A 17910-nucleotide genomic window follows, 5' to 3' on the forward strand; every position below is an offset into this window, starting at 1 on the left:
AGCATCGAGGAGACTTCCATGCCGCAGATAGGCCAATTCACGCGCGAGACGACGGGCTTCGTCGGGCGCATCCATACGTTCACACTCTTCCGCGAACTCACCATCGTCGCGGCCGAGCCGTCCGATGCCGAGAACGCGCCGGACTATCGCATCCACCACGGCGGCGACGACGGGCCGGAGATCGGCGCGGGCTGGAAACGTACCGGCGAACGCGCGGGCGAATACATCTCGCTGCTGATCGACGATCCCGCCTTGCCGCAACCGATCCGCGCCAACCTGTTCCGCGATGACGACGGCGGAGCTGCCTGGTCGCTGCACTGGACGCGACCCGTCAAGCGCGGCGAGCGGGAGTGATCCCATGCACTATCCCTTCAGAATTGCGCGCCTGCTGTCCCGTCGAAGTCCCATCCCTTTGTTCGCGAACAGGCCGTCTCATCCCTTCGTCCCGCTCGACGATCCGTCGGCCGGCGCGCGCAGCGTAGGTCCAGGGCGATCGAAGATCGGCGCTTCGCGCGAACCCTTGACCGCAGCGAGCACGCTGGCAGGCTGGCGTCGTTGCGGAGACAGAACGCCCGTCCGATTGGCGGTCCTTTTGCTGTCTGCCATGCTTGCCGTCGCAATGCCGCTGCCCTGTCGGGCGCAGCCGGAGCCGGTCCAGCCCCCATCCCAAACCGATCCTCATGCCGCGCATATCGCCGAGGCGGCGCAGCGGTTCGGCATCCCGGCGGCGTGGATCAGGGCCGTCATGCGCGTCGAAAGCGCCAACGAGGCGCGGGCGATCTCGTCCAAGGGCGCGATGGGTCTGATGCAGATCATGCCGGCGACTTGGGACGATTTGCGCGCCCGGCATCGGCTCGGCCGCGATCCCTACGATCCGCGCGACAACATTCTGGCGGGCGCGGCGTATCTGCGCGAGCTGCATGACCGCTACGGATCGCCGGGATTCCTCGCTGCCTACAATGCCGGTCCCGGTCGATACGAAGAGCATCTTTCCGGTCGCCCATTGCCCGCCGAAACCCGCGCCTATGTCGCCACGCTCGCACCGCTGATCGGCGGCGGCGCGATCACAGGGGCGGTCGCCGTTGCGGTGGCCGATCCGCTGTCATGGACACGCGCGCCGCTGTTCGTCGCGCAGGCCGAGCGCACATCGCCCGCCGATCCTGCGCAGTCGAATGACACTCTGGCTGCAACGCCCGTGCGCGATCTCTCGGCGATCGCGCCGCAGTCGGGCGGCCTGTTCGTGGCCCGAGCAGAAACGGGAGGGCCGCGATGAGCATGATGGTTGGGTGTGCCCGGCGGTGCTTTCCAGTGTGCAGCGTGTATGGATCGGATCAGGCGGAATCAGGGTCAGGACGGGCAGAAGGGGTAGGAAGGCGGGAGGGCAAGATTAAAGCGGACGGCACCCCATGGGTCCGATCCGGTGGCCAAGCCCTTGTCTGCACACTGTTTGGGGCGGCACCGTCGCCGGGCCTGCATAGTGCCGCGAGGCGCGGTAAAGCCAGTATCTGCCACATTATTCGCGGCACTCTTTGTCGAAATCGGCGGGTTCGGGCGGGTTGCCGCCGATGAGCGCCGACGACGACAACCGCTTCCGGCCGAAACCCGGCCGCATCCGCTCCGATGCGTCGAAGGCCGGCCAGACTAAGAGCTTCCTCACCAAGGTCAGAAAGATCGCCCGCCAGCAGGGCGCGGCTTCCGGGAGGGTGTCGCGCGGCAGCGCCGGAGCCTCCGGCAAGCCGGGCCGCAATGGCGCGGTCGCCTCGGGCCGGGGCGTCAAGCGCGGTCGCGGCGCGGCCTTCGTCCGCTCGCGCAACCTGTCGAACGGCTGGAGCCATCGCCAGCCCGGCAGCCGCCGTGTCATCGTCAAATCGCGCTCGGTCCGCGCCGCCGGCAAGAGCGGCAAGGCCGCCGCCCATCTGCGCTACATCCAGCGCGACGGCACCTCGCGCGACGGCGAACGCGGTCGGCTCTATTCGGCGACGGAGGACCGCGCCGATGGTGACGCTTTCCTCGATCGCGGCAAGGACGATCGTCACCAGTTCCGCTTCATCGTCTCGCCGGAAGACGGCGCCGAGATCGAAGATCTGACCGGCCATACCCGCGACCTGATGCGGCAACTCGAAGCCGACCTCGGGACGAAGCTCGATTGGGTGGCGGTCAACCACTTCAACACCGGTCATCCCCATGTCCATGTCGTCGTCAACGGCCGCGACGATCTCGGCGAGGATCTGGTCATCAACGGCGACTATCTCGCCAATGGCATCCGCGAACGGGCGAGCGAGTTGACGACGCTGGAACTCGGCCCCGTCACCGAGATCGAGCAGCGCCGCAAGCTGACGGTCGAGATCGATCAGGACCGCTTTACCCGCATCGACCGGGCGATGCTGAACGAGGCCGATGGCGGCGCGCTCGATCTGCGCCATGCGCCGGACGATCCGCGCGGCCAGGAGGATCGGACGCTGCGCATCCGCCGTCTCGGCAAGCTGGAGAAGATGGGCCTCGCCACCGAACAGTCACCCGGCGTCTGGGACCTGAGCGACAGACTGGAGCCGACGCTGCGCGAGATGGGTGAGCGCGGCGACATCGTCCGCACCATGCAGAACGCGATGCGCGCCGAGGGTCACGACCGCGATCCGATGAGCTTCCAGATCCACGACGCCGCGCCCGCGACGCCGATCGTCGGCCGCGTGGTCGACAAGCATCTCTCGGACGAACTGGGCGAGAACCTGACCCTCGTGATCGATGGCATCGACGGCCACACCCATCACGTCTCCGGCGTCGATCAGGCGAAGGTGGCGGACGCCCGCATCGGCAGCGTCATCGAGATCGGCGCGACCGACGCCGGACCACGCCCGGCCGACCGCGCCCTCGCTGGTATGGCCGAAGACGGCATCTACCGGCCGAGCCGCCATCTGGAGCAGGCCCGCTTCGATGGCCGTGTGCCCGGCGGCGACTATGAGGGGTTCGTCGATGCCCATGTGCGCCGTCTGGAGGCGCTGCGCCGCGCCGGCATCGTCGATCGGATCGACGCCGACCACTGGCGCATCCCGCAGGACTTGGAGGCCCGCGCCGCCGCACATGATGCGGGCCAGGGACGGCAGCTCAACATCCGCGTCCTCTCGACCTTCGATCTGGAAAAGCAGATCACGACGGATGGCGCGACCTGGCTCGACCGAAAGCTGGTCGGGCGCGGCACGTCCGACATCGCACCGGCGGGGTTCGGGCAGGAGGTCAGTCAGGCCATGGACCGTCGCCGCGAGCAGTTGATCGAGCAAGGCGACGCCACCCGTCAGCAGAACGGCCGCGTCCTTTATCGCCGCGATCTTCTATCGACGTTGGAAGCGCGCGAGGTCGCCCGCGCCGGGGCCGAGCTGGCGGTCACCAGGCCCATGTCGTTCCGCGCTGCCGGAGACGGCGAGACGGTCAGCGGCACTTTCACGGGGTCGGTTCAACTCACCAGTGGAAAGTTCGCCATCGTCGAGAAAAGCCACGAGTTTACCTTGGTCCCGTGGCGGCCTGTCATCGACCGGCAGCTTGGGCGCGAGGTCACTGGCATCGTGCAAGGTGGATCGGTGTCGTGGCAAATTGGGCGTCAGCGGGGATTGGGTTTGTGAAGACCGATCGTTCGTAGCCGTCGCAATCTCTCGAAGCGATGCCGGTCATAGGCGGCGTGGACAAATTGCCAGTGCACTTTTTAGCTAAGACGTGCCCTGATTGGACCTCAAGGCGGGCGGTCACCGCATCGTCCAGTCTGGCATGATAGAGTGAGGTCGCTCACCTCTTCCTTGTCGGTAGTCAGATCAACGAGCAATTGCCAGTACCCGTGCATCCAGCGACATATCGATCGTTCCCATGTGGCGGCGTTCAGCGCGGCCAGCGGATTGCCATAAGCAGCGAGGTAGCGTCCGAGGAAGAGGTGGAAATCCTTCGCCAGAAAGGCGGCGACGATTTGTCCACGCCGCCTAGCACTACTTTGGCAGAAGTGTGGGATGCATGACTGATAGGCTCCCACCGCAGTGAGGGCATTGGCGCGGCGGAGGTCGCGATATTCGGTCAATGATGGCCTGTCGGATGGCGGGCATGCTCGGCTGAGGCGGAGGTCCGGAGACTCTTTTTTTTCCGGCCCGCCTGCGCGAGCCTTCGTGTTTGCAGGAAGGCATAGGCCATCATTGTCATGAGAAGGTGGCGATGCAGCCCCGTCCATGATCGTCCTTCGAAGTGGTCTAGGCCGAGTTCCTCCTTGAGTTGCTGGTGCGCCTGTTCGCAAATCCAGCGCGCCTTGATGGCACCGGCGACGTCCTTGATCGCGGTGTCGGCGGGAAGGTTGGAGAGATAGTATTTTCGCTCGCCGTTCGAGCGATGCTCACCCACCAGCCAAACCTCTTCACCTAGCATATGCTGTGCGCCAGCAGCGCCGATCCGCTGTGGCGCGCCATCGGCGACACGCACACGCATGGCCGCAAAGCGAGCCGTCAGGCGGCCTTTGGTCCCTCGGCGCCAATTGACCTGCCGCCATTTTGCATCTTCGAGCATGGCATGGGCTGCTCGGGATTTGACGTCGGGCAAATGCCGAACCCGTGGTCGTCCACGTCCTGCCACCGGGAAGATCAACTGCACGTCGGCAGGATGGACCTTCTGGTGCCGGGGAATACCAACGGCCCAGCGCAAGCCTCGTGCACTGAGCGCCTGCCGGAACGGCGCTGGCAAGCCATAGCCGGCGTCGGCAAGGACGCAGCCGAAGCGCACGCCGGCAGCAATGACCCGGTCGATCTCCTCGATGGCGATGTCGGGCTTCGTGCGATAGGATTGGAAATCTTCGGGCACGCCAGCCCTCTCCATCCGGGCCGTGTCGCTGGTCCAGCTTTCCGGCAGGTATAGCCGCAAACCCAGCATGACCGGCACCTCCCCCGAAGCCAAGGTCACCGACACGAGCGTCTGGCAGTTCGCATTCTTGCCCAGTACTGTAGCATATTGGGGCGCGACCCCGACCGAGGCCTTGCCCTTCTTGGGAAGGGCTGTGTCGTCGATGATCAGCCAGCCCTTGTCGCCACCGACCAACTCATCCGCTTGCCGCCACAACGTCGCCTCCAGCGGCGCGCTGTCCCAAATCCCGGCACCGATGAAATGATGCAGCCGGTCATAGCTGAGCGCGTCTGCGCGGGCCGCCATGGGCTGGATGCTCTTGCGATCGCCGGGGCCAATCAAGCCGGCGATATAGGCCGGGCACATCCGCCGCCGCGTCTTGTTACCCAACTTCTGCAGATACGGCTCAAGCCAATGCTCGAGATCCCGCTGCCAATCCTCTTGCATCGCCAGCCTCCATCAAAGCTGGCTTCCTATGAATCACGCATTTCCTCTGCAGGGAATCCCAAAAATCACGCTTCTGCCAAAGTAGTGCTAGTGAAGCTGGCGCAGCCACAGTCGCGCAACTGCAATTTTTGCAGCCAGTCGTCGGCATCGCAGAAGCCGCTTCCGTCCAAGCTGTGGTAATTTCCGCAAATATTTGTGCCACGAGCCCTTATAATTTTCGGCATCTGGCTGGCGCGCCGGGTATAGGGGATGACCCTCGAGCTTTCACGGTCAGTAAGTATCGATCTCATGTTGTCGGAAAGCATGCGGTTTAGACATGCCTGCAACAAGATGATCTGCCAGCAGCGATCCGGCCGACGAAAGATTCGAGGCGCGATGCAGGCGGATGTCGGCGGCGGGCAAACGCGGCAGGCCGTCGCGACCGGAAAGCGGCCTGAGCTTCGGCGGGAAGGTCCCCGACTTGACCACCGTCACCGCTAAGCCCTGAGCCGCGATCGATTCCGCGGCTCCGAGACTATGGCTGACAAAGGCAAGCCGCCATCGCCGCTTCGCCGAATCGAGCGCCTCCAATGCCCATTTGCGAAACAGGCAACCTTGCGGATACAGCGCAAGGGGGAGTGGATCCTGCTCCTCTACGGTATGCGCTGCTCCTGCCGCCCACACAGCCTGTTCACGCCGTAAAAACTCTCCCTCTCCTTGCCCTTCCGCATGCATCGAGATTACGAGATCGAAAGCCTCACCAAGGCGTTCGCCCATTGTCGCTGTCAGTCCTGTTTCCATTTCGATATGAATATGCGGATAGCCGGAGACAAAGCTTGCCAACAGCGGCGGCACGACGAGGGTGCCGTAATCGTCCATCACGCCAAGCCGAACGATTCCCTCGACCTTGTGGTCGCGTAGCCGGCCGACAGCCTCATCGTTTAGCACTAGAAGGCGGCGCGCGTAGCCCAGTAGACCTTCGCCTGCCGGGCTCAGATCCACATTCACTTTGGTGCGATGAAGCAACTCGACACCGAGCCGTTCCTCCAAGCGCTTAATCTGCATGCTGACAGCCGATTGCGTGCGGTTGAGCATGGCAGCAGCGCGCGTGAACGACCTTTGGTCTGCGACCGCGACAAAGGCTTTCACGAGTTCCAGATCAAGAACGGGCATGCTCATGACGAATCCTTATGACTGACATTCCAGTAATTCTATTCCATGATTAATACCTTTTGCAGTACGGTCTCGCAACAACATGGAGATGGCGACGGGCAATGGGCGAGATCTGGGGTGTTTTGGCGGCGGTCCTATCGAGCGCCTTGGGCGGGACATCAATCAGCGCAACCCGATATCTGGTGGGCTCGATCGATCCGCTGGCGATTGGATCGTTCCGTTTTGGCCTTGGGTGTATCTTCCTGCTGCCGATCGCTTTAGCTCAACGGGCACCCTGGCCCGCACTCCGGGACTGGCCCGCGATCGCCGGGCTGGGCCTGTTGTTCTTCGGCCTCTTTCCGATTCTGTTCAACGCCTCGCTGATTTTTACGACGGCGGCACGCGGCGCGTTGGCTTTGTCGACCCTGCCAGTCCTCACGATGGTCGTCGGCGCGGCACTAGGTGTCGAAAAGCTGACGGCGCGAAAATCCACAGGCGTGCTCGTCGCCATGGCGGGTGTCGCGACGGCGCTGCTATCAGGACTTTCCTCAGCCCCACCTGACGCTTGGCGCGGGGATCTGCTGATGGTTGGCGCAGCAATTTGCATGGCGCTCTATAGCGTGTGGTCTCGCCCCTATGTCCGCCGGTGTGGTCCGATCCCCTTCACCACCATGGCGATGGCGGTCGGCGCCATATGCCTCATTTCGATTTCATGGTGGCGCGCCAGCTTTATCCCCGTCTCGGGTTTCGGCGCCTCGCAATGGTTGGCCGTACTCTATCTCGGCCTCATCGGCAGCGCCCTCACATTCTATCTCTGGGCTTTTGCTCTGGGGCGGACGACGCCGACACGTGTCGCAATCTCCGTTACCATCAATCCGGTCACCGCCTCCCTGGTCGGTGCCGTGTTGTTAGCCGAACCGCTCCGATGGAATCTCGCAATCGGCATCATAACGGTGTTCGCCGGGATCTGGATTGCCACCACCAGCAAGCGAGAGATCCAAAAAGGCATGGGACTGTGAGGTTAGAACATTGGATTTCGAACGTCGTCTTCTCAGATGCGCGGTAGACGTCGATGCGTTGGAGGAGGACAGGATACGGAAAGGAGGTGTCGGAGCCGGGCTGTGACATGCTGCACAGCATTCCGCTCACGTCCCTGCGCCATGCCGTTGTGGTCGCGGAAGTCCTCAACTTCCGCCACGCAGCCAACGTTCTCGGCGTGACACAATCCAGTGTGAGTACGCGGATTAAGCGGCTGGAAGACGCACTGGGCATCCTGCTGTTCGAGCGGCGGCATAGAGGCGTTCGACTTACCGATGCTGGACGTCGATTCGTCTCCGAAGTGTGTGTCGGTATCGAGCAGTTAGACCATGCCGTCCGCACTGCCGGCGCGATTTCACACTGCGTCGAAGGACATATCAGCATCGGGCTTCAAAGTCCTCTCGTCGGTGGCTTCCTTGCCGATCTGCGCCGACGGCTCCGCACCAGCTATCCGACGATCGAGCAGGTGATCATAGAAGGTCGATCTTCGGAAACGATTGCGCTGGTCCGCGATGGCAAGCTGGACGTGGCTTTCGTCGTCGGTGCGGTGCAGGCACCCGACTGCCATACGCGACAGCTATGGAGTGAACCGATGGTCATCGCCTTGCCGGCGGATCACGGTCTGGCCGACCGGAAATCCCTCGCCTGGCTCGACCTTGCCGACGAGACGTTCCTTATCCGCCATGGTGGCACGGGGCCTCAGGTGTTCGACCACGTGGTACGCCGGGTCAGCGAATGCTACCAGTCTCCGCGTATTCGCCGCTGTGACGTCGGGCGGGATACCCTGATGGGGATGGTGGCGGCTGGCGACGGCATAACCCTCACGACCGAGGCGACGACGCATATTCCGTTCCCCGGCATCGTTTTCCGCGCAATCGCAGATGAGGCCGAACCGGCACGGTTCAGCGCGGTGTGGTCCCCGCACAACCGCAGCCCCACGTTGAAAAACCTGCTCGACTTGGCTACCGAAATGGGCCGGTCAGCCTGATCTCGTCACGAGCTCGGCCGGTTCGACACCCAGCGCATCTGCGATCTGACCCAGGACGGTGACGCTAGCCGACACATCGGCGCGCTCGACCGCTCCGATATAGCGTGTGCTCAAGCCAGCGGTGTCCGCCAACTCTTCCTGCGTCAGTCGCTTGTCATGACGTATCCGACGCAAATTGATCGCCATGATCTCCTTGAGATCCATGACGAAAGCGGAGCCTGAACAGGAATGATCGATCCAGGAACGATAGTTCCGATTCGTCACGTGATGTGATATTCATCGGATCGCTTCGACTATTCGCGACGGCGAGATGCTTGGCGCGACTGTCTCGCCAGGTCTCAACCGTCTCACACGAGAAGCCAAATGAGTTAATCATCGTCCCGAGCCGCGGTGCCGGAAGGAGGCCGCAGATGCGCGTCAAACCCGAACTCGACCCCGATGTCGATGACTTGGCCCCCATGGAGCCGGAGGTGACGATCTATGACGAGGCGCATTTCGTCACCTATCTGCGCCTGCTGGACGCCGAGACGGACGGAGCGGGTTGGACGGAGGTGGCGCGGATCGTGCTCCATCGCGATCCGGTTGCGGAAATGGACCGCACACGAGCTTGCTGGAAAAGCCATCTCGCCCGCGCTCAATGGATGACAAAAACCGGCTATCGCAAAATACTGGAACAAGCAGCAGTCGAGGCCCAACCACGCCGGTAGTCGAAGGGAGATAGGACTTGGCCGTCAAACGTATCGTCGCCAATATCCAGGCGGAAAAGCTGGATGCTGCCAAAGCCTTTTTTGGCGATATCCTCGACATGGACATCGTGATGGATCACGGATGGATCATGACGTTTGCGTCGTCGAGGCTTATGGCACCGCAGATCAGTATTGCGACAGAGGGCGGTGCGGGAACGCCCGTGCCCGATCTCTCCATCGAAGTCGATAATCTGGATGAGGTCTACCGCCGGATATCCACCGCCGGTTTGGTAATCGAATATGGCCCGGTGACCGAGGCTTGGGGCGTTCGACGCTTTTACGTGCGCGATCCTTTTGGACGGCTGGTGAATATTCTCACGCACGACTGAGGGCCAATCATGCGCCTACCGGCGCGAACTGACCCGTCCGATTTCTACGCCATGGTATCCGGCAACACGCTCGCTGCTCTTTCCTGTTGCCTCTCGCGAAACCGCCTATTCTCTGATCGGCTCTGTCTCATCTGCCGATTGGAGTCTGTATGTCGGGAAGCCGTGTCCTTTGGGGCCAGATCACCATCGTCGTCGTCATCGTGCTGGCGACGATCTGGGGCGCGACCGAGTGGACAGCGTGGCGGCTTGGATATCAGGCACAACTTGGCAGCCCATGGTTCGAGTTGGCCGGCTGGCCCGTCTACTATCCGCCAGCCTTTTTCTGGTGGTGGTATTCCTACGATGCCTATGCGCCCGCGATCTTCGTCGAAGGGGCGATCATCGCCGCGTCGGGCGGATTTATCTCCATCGCAGTCGCCATCACCCTGTCGATCATCCGGGCGCGCGAGGCCAAGAACGTCGCCACCTATGGCTCGGCGCGCTGGGCATCGCCCGAGGAGGTGAAGGCGGCCGGACTGCTCGGCCCGGACGGCGTGGTGCTTGGCAGGCTGGAGCGTGACTATCTACGCCACGATGGTCCGGAGCATGTGCTGTGCTTCGCGCCGACCCGTTCCGGCAAGGGCGTCGGCCTCGTCGTGCCGACATTGCTGACCTGGCCGGGCAGCGTCATCGTCCATGACATCAAGGGTGAGAACTGGGGTCTGACGGCGGGATTCCGCGCCGGCCATGGCCGCGTGCTGCTGTTCGATCCGACGGATGCGAAATCCTCCGCCTACAATCCGCTGCTGGAGGTCCGGCGCGGCGACTGGGAGGTGCGCGACGTCCAGAACATCGCCGACATACTGGTCGATCCCGAAGGGGCGCTCGACAAGCGAAACCATTGGGAAAAGACCAGCCATTCGCTGCTGGTCGGCGTGATCCTGCATGTCCTCTATGCCGAACCCGACAAGACGCTGGCCGGGGTCGCCAACTTCCTCTCCGATCCGAAACGTCCCATGGAGGCGACGCTGCGCGCCATGATGTCCACGCCGCATCTGGGCGAAGCGGGCGTCCATCCCGTCATCGCCTCGTCGGCGCGCGAGCTGCTCAACAAATCCGACAACGAACGCTCGGGCGTGCTGTCCACCGCCATGTCGTTCCTCGGCCTCTACCGCGATCCTGTGGTGGCGAAGGTGACGGCGCGCTGCGACTGGCGCATCGCCGATCTCGTCTCGGGCAAGCGGCCGGTCAGCCTTTACCTCGTCGTGCCGCCGTCCGACATTGCCCGCACCAAGCCGCTTATCCGCCTGATCCTCAATCAGGTCGGGCGGCGGCTGACCGAGGAATTGAACGCCGCCAACCGCCATCGGCTGCTGCTGATGCTGGACGAGTTTCCGGCGCTGGGGCGGCTCGACTTCTTCGAGTCCGCACTGGCCTTCATGGCCGGATACGGCATCAAGAGTTTCCTGATCGCGCAGTCGCTGAACCAGATCGAGAAGGCCTATGGCGCGAACAATTCGGTGCTCGACAATTGCCATGTCCGCGTTGCCTTCGCCACCAATGACGAGCGCACCGCCAAGCGCGTGTCGGACTCGCTGGGCACCGCGACAGAGATGCGCGATTCCACCAACTATGCCGGCCACAGGCTATCGCCCTGGCTCGGCCATCTCATGGTCTCGCGGCAGGAGACGGCCCGGCCACTTCTGACCCCCGGCGAGGTGATGCAGCTTCCGCCGACGGACGAACTGCTGCTGGTCGCGGGCGTGCCGCCAATCCGGGCGACGAAGGCGCGCTACTACGAAGACGCTCGTTTCAAGGAGCGGTTGCTGCCTCCGCCGGACCTGTCCATCGGGGCCAAAGCCTCGAAAGCACCATCGGGTGACGACTGGTCGGCACTGACGATACCGACGCCCGTTGCACCATCAGCACCGGCGGCACCCGATGCCGCCGCGATCGATCCCGCCAATGCGGGCATCCGCCGCGAGCCGGAATTGCCCGAGCATGAGGAGATCGTTCCCGACGAACGTCCGGTAGTCGGTGAGTTCGACGTGCTCGACGACGAACCGGACGTGGACGCCGCCAAAGCCCGCACCATCCGCCAACAGGTCACTTCCGTCGCTAGGCAGGCGACGATGGACCCTGCCGATGGCATCGAACTGTAAGGAGCCGCCGCCATGCAAACCAAGACCCGCATGAACGTCTATTTCGAGCCGGACCTGTTGAAGAAGGTTGAGGCGCTAGCGCTGCGCCGCAACGTGTCCAAATCAGCCGTGATCGAAGCGGCGGTCGCGTCCTTCTTGTCCGCCGACGCCTCCGAACGGCTGGAGGCGGTCTTCGCTCGCCGCATGGACAAGCTCGGCCGGCAGGTCGATGGCCTGGACGAGGATCTCGCCATCCTTGGCGAGGCGCTCTCGCTGTTCATCCGCTTTTGGTTGACCGTGACCCCGCCGCTGCCCGACAGCGCGCAGGCGTCGGCACGGGCGAAGGGCGCGGAGCGATTCGACGGGTTCCTGCAATCGCTTGGACGGAGGCTCGCGACCGGCGATCGGTTCCTAAAGGAACTATCGCGGGATGTAGACGCGAACAGTCAGGCTAGCCCAAAAACCGAGTAAGATATTCTTGTAAGATTGGAAGCACGCAATTCCCGTTGCCAACGTTCCCTTACGAGTCGCCAGTAACGCACATCGTTGACGGCGTTGCCTCTAATAAGTTATGAGAAGCTGTCGAAAAAGGCATTTGGGTCGGATACGGTAAGCCCGACCCCTTCCTTCTGGAAGCTCTGTTCCGTCCTCGGATGAGAACCCACGACGCGGTCCTGCCAATTGGCTGGGCAATCGCGTCGGTGTGCCTGGCAGAACGCTCAAGCTCCGTCGCGATCTTTGATGATGGAGATAATATGCGCCTTAACCACCTTGATCTTCACGTGCCCGACGTAGCCGCAACGCGTGATTTCTTTCGCGATTACCTCGGATTGACTGAAATCGAAACGCGCGGGGCAAATGGCCTCGCGATCCTGCATGACGACGCCGGTCTGGAACTTGTCATCAGTCGTCCAATTGAGAAGTTCGGAGGCGCTGATACGCCGACGGCGGGCTTCAACACGTACCATATCGGCTTTATGCAGCCCTCGCGCGCAAAAGTGGACGATCTATTCGAGCGCTTGCGCGCCGCTGGCGCAGAACTATGGAGCGAGCCACAAGCCATACGTGGCGGCTGGCTGTTCTATTGCTTTGCACCGGGGCGTATCCTGATCGAAATCGGATGGCGTCCAACGGACTGAGTGCCGTATTAGACCGTCCACTTTTCCAGGAAGGTTTGCGGAAAAGTGGACGTGCTAATACCTACCAACTATTGCCACCGATGTTGTCGAGATGGCTGTGATATCTTTGGACGTGTGGAGACAACCCGCCGATTGCCGCCTTTTCTTCGCCATGGCCGCCCGCTGCTAGATACTTGTTGAATCAGCCAAACTTCCGGCTCTTTTAATCATCCCGGTCCGGGGAGCGTCTGTCGATCTCCTCGAGAAATGGGGATCAGATGGCGGTATCGCACCAGAATTCGGAGAGCTTGACGCGAGGCGCGCGGATGCTGCGCACCGCGCTCGGCCCCGCCATCGCACGATTTCTGGAAGACCCCGTCGTCGTCGAGGTGATGCTGAACCCGGACGGGCGGCTATGGATCGACCGGCTGTCGGAGGGACTGTCGGATACGGGTGAGCGGCTCGCCCCGGCCGATGGCGAACGCATCGTGCGCCTGGTCGCGCATCATGTCGGCGCGGAAGTCCATGCCGGTGCGCCCCGCGTCTCCGCCGAACTGCCCGAGACGGGCGAACGGTTCGAGGGGCTGCTGCCGCCAGTCGTGGCCGCACCCACCTTCGCGATCCGCAAGCCCGCCGTCGCCCTGTTCACGCTCGACGATTACGTCGCCGCCGACATCATGTCGGCGGCACAGGCCGAGGCGCTCCGCTCCGCCGTGGCGTCCCGCGCCAATATCCTCGTCGCGGGCGGCACCTCGACCGGCAAGACCACGCTGACCAATGCGCTGCTGGCCGAGGTGGCGAAGACCGCCGATCGCGTCGTCATCATCGAGGATACGCGCGAACTGCAATGCGCCGCGCCAAACCTCGTCGCCATGCGGACCAAGGATGGCGTCGCCTCGCTCTCCGATCTTGTCCGCTCAGCGCTGCGGCTACGCCCCGATCGCATTCCGATCGGTGAGGTGCGCGGCCCCGAGGCACTCGATCTCTTGAAGGCGTGGGGAACCGGCCATCCCGGAGGCGTCGGCACCATCCATGCGGGCAGCGCCATCGGCGCGATCCGCCGCCTCGAACAGCTCATCCAGGAAGCCGTCGTCACCGTGCCTCGCGCGCTGATCGCCGAGACCATCGATCTCGTCGCCGTGCTCGCCGGACGCGGTTCGCAGCGCCGGCTCGTCGAACTCGCCCGCGTCGAGGGTCTCGGCCCGGACGGCGATTACCGCGTCGTGCCCGCCGTCAACGGCGGCGACATCCAGCCCGTCCTCAACCTTCCTACAGGAGATATCCGATGATCCGCTTCCTCTCGCGCGGTTGCCACACCATGGCGACCGCGGCCCTTGCCGTTTCCATCAGCATGATGCTGGCGCCCGCCGCCCATGCCTCCGGCTCTTCCATGCCGTGGGAAGCGCCGCTGCAATCCATCCTCCAGTCGATCGAAGGCCCGGTCGCCAAGATCATCGCCGTGATCGTCATCATCTCGACCGGCCTGGCGCTGGCCTTCGGCGACACGTCGGGCGGATTCCGTCGTCTGATCCAGATCGTCTTCGGTCTGTCGATCGCGTTCGCCGCGTCGAGCTTCTTCCTGTCGTTCTTCTCGTTCGGCGGCGGGGCGCTCGTCTGATGGCCGGCCTTGTCGAACAGGGCGGTGACGTGCCGGGGTATTCCGTGCCGGTCCACCGGGCGCTGACCGAGCATATCCTGCTCGGCGGCGCGCCGCGTGGCCTCGCCATCCTCAACGGCACATTGGCGGCGGCGCTTGGCCTAGGCTTGCGCCTCTGGCTGGTCGGCCTTGCCATCTGGGCGGTCGGCCATCTCGCCGCCGTCTGGGCGGCCAAGCGCGATCCGATGTTCGTCGATGTGGTGCGCCGCCATCTGCGCATCCCCGGCCATCTCGGCGTTTGAGGAGGCCGATCCCATGATGAACCTCGCAGAATATCGCCGCACCGCCGCCCGTCTCGCCGACTTCCTGCCCTGGGTCGCGCTCGTGGGTGAAGGCGTCGTCCTCAACAAGGACGGCAGTTTCCAGCGCACCGCGCGGTTTCGCGGCCCCGACCTCGACAGCGCCGTGCCGGCCGAACTGGTCGCGGTCGCCGGGCGGCTGAACAACGCCTTCCGCCGATTGGGATCGGGATGGGCGATCTTCGTCGAAGCCCAGCGCCATGAGGCGGCGTCCTATGCCGCCAGCCGCTTTCCCGACGCCGCTTCAGCGCTGGTCGATGCCGAGCGTAAGGCCGATTTCGAGGAAGCCGGCTCCCACTACGAATCCAGCTATTTCCTGACCTTCACCTATCTGCCGCCGGCCGAGGATGCCGCTCGCGCCGAGACCTGGCTGTACGAGGGCCGCGAGCGTGTCGGCGTCGATGGGCGCGAGATGCTCACCGTCTTCACCGATCGCACCGACCGCGTGCTGCAACTGGTCGAAGGCTTCATGCCCGAATGCGTCTGGCTCGATGACGTCGAGACGCTGACCTACCTGCATTCCTGCGTTTCCACGCATCGCCACCGCGTCCGTGTGCCCGAAACACCGATGTATCTCGATGCGCTGGTCGCCGATCAGCCGCTGATCGGCGGACTGGAACCGCGACTGGGTTCGGTTCATCTGCGCGTCCTGACCATCGTCGGATTCCCGACCGCGACTACGCCCGGCCTGCTCGACGAGCTGAACCGGCTGGCCTTTCCCCATCGCTGGTCCACCCGCGCGATCCTGCTCGACAAGACCGATGCGACGAAGCTGCTGACCAAGATCCGACGGCAATGGTTCGCCAAGCGCAAGTCGATCGCAGCGATCCTGAAAGAGGTGATGACCAACGAGGCCTCGGCCCTCGTGGACACAGACGCGGCCAACAAGGCGGCCGACGCCGATCTGGCGTTGCAGGAGCTGGGCGCGGACTATGCCGGTGTCGCCTATGTCACCGCGACGATCACGGTCTGGGACGACGATCCGCGCATTGCCGACGAGAAGCTGCGGCTGACCGAAAAGATCGTACAGGGCCGCGACTTCACCGCGATGGCCGAGACCATCAACGCGGCTGACGCCTGGCTCGGAAGCTTGCCCGGCCACGTCTATGCGAATGTGCGGCAGCCGCCGATTTCGACTTTGAACCTCGCCCACATGATCCCGCTTTCGGCGGTATGGGCGGGTCCGGAACGGGACGAGCATTTTGCAGCGCCCCCACTGCTCTTCGGCAAGACCGAAGGCTCGACCCCGTTCCGGTTATCCCTTCACGTCGGTGACGTAGGGCACACGCTCGTCGTCGGGCCGACCGGCGCAGGCAAGTCCGTGCTGCTGGCGCTGATGGCGCTCCAGTTCCGGCGCTACGTCGGCGCGCAGGTATTCGCCTTCGACTTCGGCGGCAGCATTCGCGCCGCCGCGTTGGCGATGGGGGGCGACTGGCACGATCTCGGCGGTGGCTTGAGCGACGGCAGCGACGAGAGCGTGTCGCTCCAACCGCTGGCCCGCATCCATGATGTGCCGGAGCGCGCCTGGGCCGCCGACTGGATCGTGGCGATCCTGACCCGCGAAGGCGTCGCCATCACGCCCGAAGTGAAAGAGTATATCTGGACGGCGCTGACCTCGTTGGCGTCCGCGCCAATCGGCGAGCGGACCATCACCGGCCTGTCCGTGCTGCTCCAGTCCAACGACCTGAAGCAAGCGCTGCGGCCTTATTGTGTCGGCGGCGCCCATGGCCGGCTTCTCGACGCCGAGGCCGAATATCTCGGCTCCGCCACGGTCCAGGCCTTCGAGACCGAGGGGCTGATCGGCACCGAGGCCGCGCCCGCTGTGCTGGCCTATCTGTTTCACCGGATCGGCGACCGGCTCGACGGTTCGCCGACGCTCATCATCATCGACGAAGGCTGGCTGGCGCTGGACGACGAAGGCTTTGCCGGCCAGCTCCGCGAATGGCTGAAGACGCTGCGCAAAAAGAACGCCAGCGTCATCTTCGCCACGCAGTCGCTGTCCGACATCGACGGCAGCGCCATCGCGCCCGCCATCATCGAAAGCTGCCAGACCCGGCTTCTGCTCCCCAATGAACGGGCGATCGAGCCGCAGATCACGGCCATCTATCGCCGCTTTGGCCTCAACGACCGCCAGATCGAGATCCTCGCGCGGGCGACACCGAAGCGCGATTATTACTGCCAGTCGCGGCGGGGCAACCGGCTGTTCGAGCTGGGCCTGTCCGATGTGGCGCTAGCGCTCTGCGCCGTCTCGTCGAAGACCGACCAGACCGAGATTGCCCGGATCGTCGCCGAGCATGGCCGCGACAGCTTCCTCGCCGCCTGGCTGCGCCATCGCGGTCTCGCCTGGGCAGCCGACCTCATCCCCGACCTCACCAACCTGGAGATCCCATCATGACCACTCGTCGTTCCCTTGGCCGCCGCTTCGCCGCCGTCTTGCTGGTCGCACCCATCGCGCTGTCGCCGATCCTCGTGACGACGCCCGCCCACGCGCAATTCGGCGGGATCGTGTTCGACCCGCGCAATTACGTCGAGAACGTCCTGTCGGCCGCACGCTCGCTCCAGCAGATCAACAACCAGATCACCTCGCTTCAGAACGAGGCGCAGTCGCTCATCAATCAGGCTCGCAACCTCACCAGCCTGCCATATTCGTCGCTGCAACAGCTTCAGCAGTCGGTCCAGCGCACCCAGCAGCTTCTGCAACAGGCGCAAAACGTCGCCTATGACGTCCAGCAGATCGACCGGATGTTCAGCCAGAAATACGGCAACGTCTCGCTGTCGGCCTCCGACAGCCAACTCGTCTCCGACGCCCGCTCGCGCTGGCAGAACACCGTCGGCGGCTTGCAGGACGCGATGAAGGTGCAGGCCGGCGTCGTCGGCAATATCGACACCAACCGCAGCCAGATGTCGGCGCTGGTCGGATCGAGCCAGTCCGCGACCGGCGCGCTTCAGGCGACACAGGCCGGCAACCAGCTCCTCGCGCTCCAGGCCCAGCAACTCGCCGATCTCACGGCCGTCGTCGCCGCCAATGGCCGCGCGCAGGCGCTGACCGAGGCCGAGCGCGCGGCAGCGGCCGAACAGGGCCGCGAGCAGCGTCGCCGGTTCCTGACGCCGGGCACCGGTTACCAGCCCGGCAACGCGCAGATGTTCAACAACGGCAACAACTGACCGGGGAGA

18 protein-coding genes are annotated in these 17910 nt (G+C 63.9%); 15 read left to right on the forward strand and 3 right to left on the reverse strand.

The features are described from left to right. Window positions 1-18 precede the first annotated feature (18 nt). The 3 genes from FPV16_RS15800 (at window position 19) to FPV16_RS26440 (ending at window position 3614) form a co-directional block, all read left to right on the forward strand. Window positions 19-354, forward strand: coding sequence for a DUF736 domain-containing protein (locus FPV16_RS15800; protein ID WP_227439345.1), 336 nt, complete (start codon window positions 19-21; stop codon window positions 352-354). 4 nt (window positions 355-358) lie between these two features. Beyond that, window positions 359-1273: a lytic transglycosylase domain-containing protein gene (locus FPV16_RS15805; RefSeq protein WP_227439346.1), complete on the forward strand. Its 915-nt coding sequence runs from the start codon at window positions 359-361 to the stop codon at window positions 1271-1273. A 1108-nt stretch (window positions 1274-2381) separates the two neighbouring features. After that, window positions 2382-3614: a DUF3363 domain-containing protein gene (locus tag FPV16_RS26440; protein ID WP_413629309.1), complete on the forward strand. Its 1233-nt coding sequence runs from the start codon at window positions 2382-2384 to the stop codon at window positions 3612-3614. A 439-nt stretch (window positions 3615-4053) separates the two neighbouring features. Here FPV16_RS26440 and FPV16_RS15815 read toward each other — a convergent pair whose 3' ends face one another. Both FPV16_RS15815 and FPV16_RS15820 read right to left on the reverse strand, forming a co-directional pair. Beyond that, window positions 4054-5310, reverse strand: a complete 1257-nt coding sequence (locus FPV16_RS15815; RefSeq protein WP_227439348.1) for an IS701 family transposase — start codon at window positions 5308-5310, stop codon at window positions 4054-4056. Window positions 5311-5580: 270 nt separating this feature from the next. After that, complete coding sequence (locus FPV16_RS15820; RefSeq protein ID WP_227439349.1) at window positions 5581-6468, reverse strand: LysR family transcriptional regulator; 888 nt, start codon at window positions 6466-6468, stop codon at window positions 5581-5583. Window positions 6469-6563: 95 nt separating this feature from the next. On the opposite strand from FPV16_RS15820, the gene FPV16_RS15825 reads away from it, so the two are divergent. Together FPV16_RS15825 and FPV16_RS15830 are read left to right on the forward strand one after the other, a co-directional pair. Beyond that, window positions 6564-7460, forward strand: a complete 897-nt coding sequence (locus tag FPV16_RS15825; RefSeq protein ID WP_227439350.1) for a DMT family transporter — start codon at window positions 6564-6566, stop codon at window positions 7458-7460. A 107-nt stretch (window positions 7461-7567) separates the two neighbouring features. Further along, window positions 7568-8467 (forward strand): LysR family transcriptional regulator, encoded by a 900-nt coding sequence (locus tag FPV16_RS15830; protein WP_227439351.1) that lies wholly within the window; start codon window positions 7568-7570, stop codon window positions 8465-8467. On the opposite strand, the gene FPV16_RS15835 is transcribed toward FPV16_RS15830, so the two are convergent. After that, window positions 8459-8671, reverse strand: a complete 213-nt coding sequence (locus tag FPV16_RS15835; protein WP_227439352.1) for a helix-turn-helix domain-containing protein — start codon at window positions 8669-8671, stop codon at window positions 8459-8461. The two genes, FPV16_RS15830 and FPV16_RS15835, sit on opposite strands and share 9 nt — an antisense overlap. Window positions 8672-8877: 206 nt before the next feature. Between FPV16_RS15835 and FPV16_RS15840 the strand changes: the two genes are divergently transcribed. The 10 genes from FPV16_RS15840 (at window position 8878) to trbJ (ending at window position 17901) form a co-directional block, all read left to right on the forward strand. Further along, window positions 8878-9174 (forward strand): DNA -binding domain-containing protein, encoded by a 297-nt coding sequence (locus FPV16_RS15840; protein ID WP_227439353.1) that lies wholly within the window; start codon window positions 8878-8880, stop codon window positions 9172-9174. Window positions 9175-9191: 17 nt separating this feature from the next. Further along, entirely contained in the window at window positions 9192-9542 is a 351-nt protein-coding gene (locus FPV16_RS15845) for a VOC family protein (RefSeq protein WP_227439354.1), read from the forward strand. A gap of 149 nt (window positions 9543-9691) precedes the next feature. Beyond that, window positions 9692-11683, forward strand: a complete 1992-nt coding sequence (locus FPV16_RS15850) for a conjugal transfer protein TraG (RefSeq protein ID WP_227439355.1) — start codon at window positions 9692-9694, stop codon at window positions 11681-11683. Window positions 11684-11695: 12 nt separating this feature from the next. After that, window positions 11696-12133: a CopG family transcriptional regulator gene (locus FPV16_RS15855; RefSeq protein WP_227439356.1), complete on the forward strand. Its 438-nt coding sequence runs from the start codon at window positions 11696-11698 to the stop codon at window positions 12131-12133. Between the two features lie 284 nt (window positions 12134-12417). Next, window positions 12418-12801, forward strand: a complete 384-nt coding sequence (locus FPV16_RS15860; protein ID WP_227439374.1) for a VOC family protein — start codon at window positions 12418-12420, stop codon at window positions 12799-12801. A 257-nt stretch (window positions 12802-13058) separates the two neighbouring features. Further along, on the forward strand, window positions 13059-14069 hold the full coding sequence (gene trbB, locus FPV16_RS15865; protein ID WP_227439357.1) for a P-type conjugative transfer ATPase TrbB: 1011 nt from the start codon (window positions 13059-13061) through the stop codon (window positions 14067-14069). Then, on the forward strand, window positions 14066-14398 hold the full coding sequence (locus FPV16_RS15870) for a TrbC/VirB2 family protein (RefSeq protein ID WP_227439358.1): 333 nt from the start codon (window positions 14066-14068) through the stop codon (window positions 14396-14398). The genes trbB and FPV16_RS15870 overlap by 4 nt, the downstream gene beginning before the upstream one ends. After that, window positions 14398-14679, forward strand: coding sequence for a VirB3 family type IV secretion system protein (locus FPV16_RS15875; protein WP_127966060.1), 282 nt, complete (start codon window positions 14398-14400; stop codon window positions 14677-14679). The genes FPV16_RS15870 and FPV16_RS15875 overlap by 1 nt, the downstream gene beginning before the upstream one ends. A gap of 13 nt (window positions 14680-14692) precedes the next feature. Continuing rightward, entirely contained in the window at window positions 14693-17131 is a 2439-nt protein-coding gene (gene trbE / locus FPV16_RS15880; RefSeq protein WP_227439359.1) for a conjugal transfer protein TrbE, read from the forward strand. Next, a complete protein-coding gene (trbJ, locus tag FPV16_RS15885) occupies window positions 17128-17901 on the forward strand; it encodes a P-type conjugative transfer protein TrbJ (RefSeq protein WP_227439360.1) in 774 nt (257 codons plus the stop codon). The genes trbE and trbJ overlap by 4 nt, the downstream gene beginning before the upstream one ends. The last annotated feature ends 9 nt before the right edge of the window (window positions 17902-17910 follow it).

The sequence above is a fragment of the Methylobacterium sp. W2 genome, from assembly GCF_020662345.1.
In the GTDB taxonomy this organism is placed as follows: domain Bacteria; phylum Pseudomonadota; class Alphaproteobacteria; order Rhizobiales; family Beijerinckiaceae; genus Methylobacterium.

Bases quoted from the DNA above. Each gene is read 5' to 3' on its own strand.
- FPV16_RS15875 (WP_127966060.1), top strand. From the start codon at position 14,398: ATGGCCGGCCTTGTCGAACAGGGCGGTGACGTGCCGGGGTATTCCGTG.
- FPV16_RS15835 (WP_227439352.1), bottom strand. From the start codon at position 8,671: ATGGATCTCAAGGAGATCATGGCGATCAATTTGCGTCGGATACGTCAT.
- FPV16_RS15860 (WP_227439374.1), top strand. From the start codon at position 12,418: ATGCGCCTTAACCACCTTGATCTTCACGTGCCCGACGTAGCCGCAACG.
- trbE (WP_227439359.1), top strand. From the start codon at position 14,693: ATGATGAACCTCGCAGAATATCGCCGCACCGCCGCCCGTCTCGCCGAC.
- FPV16_RS15820 (WP_227439349.1), bottom strand. From the start codon at position 6,468: ATGAGCATGCCCGTTCTTGATCTGGAACTCGTGAAAGCCTTTGTCGCG.
- FPV16_RS15800 (WP_227439345.1), top strand. From the start codon at position 19: ATGCCGCAGATAGGCCAATTCACGCGCGAGACGACGGGCTTCGTCGGG.
- FPV16_RS26440 (WP_413629309.1), top strand. From the start codon at position 2,382: ATGCTGAACGAGGCCGATGGCGGCGCGCTCGATCTGCGCCATGCGCCG.
- FPV16_RS15805 (WP_227439346.1), top strand. From the start codon at position 359: ATGCACTATCCCTTCAGAATTGCGCGCCTGCTGTCCCGTCGAAGTCCC.
- FPV16_RS15840 (WP_227439353.1), top strand. From the start codon at position 8,878: ATGCGCGTCAAACCCGAACTCGACCCCGATGTCGATGACTTGGCCCCC.
- FPV16_RS15815 (WP_227439348.1), bottom strand. From the start codon at position 5,310: ATGCAAGAGGATTGGCAGCGGGATCTCGAGCATTGGCTTGAGCCGTAT.
- FPV16_RS15850 (WP_227439355.1), top strand. From the start codon at position 9,692: ATGTCGGGAAGCCGTGTCCTTTGGGGCCAGATCACCATCGTCGTCGTC.
- trbB (WP_227439357.1), top strand. From the start codon at position 13,059: ATGGCGGTATCGCACCAGAATTCGGAGAGCTTGACGCGAGGCGCGCGG.
- FPV16_RS15870 (WP_227439358.1), top strand. From the start codon at position 14,066: ATGATCCGCTTCCTCTCGCGCGGTTGCCACACCATGGCGACCGCGGCC.
- FPV16_RS15830 (WP_227439351.1), top strand. From the start codon at position 7,568: ATGCTGCACAGCATTCCGCTCACGTCCCTGCGCCATGCCGTTGTGGTC.
- FPV16_RS15855 (WP_227439356.1), top strand. From the start codon at position 11,696: ATGCAAACCAAGACCCGCATGAACGTCTATTTCGAGCCGGACCTGTTG.
- trbJ (WP_227439360.1), top strand. From the start codon at position 17,128: ATGACCACTCGTCGTTCCCTTGGCCGCCGCTTCGCCGCCGTCTTGCTG.
- FPV16_RS15825 (WP_227439350.1), top strand. From the start codon at position 6,564: ATGGGCGAGATCTGGGGTGTTTTGGCGGCGGTCCTATCGAGCGCCTTG.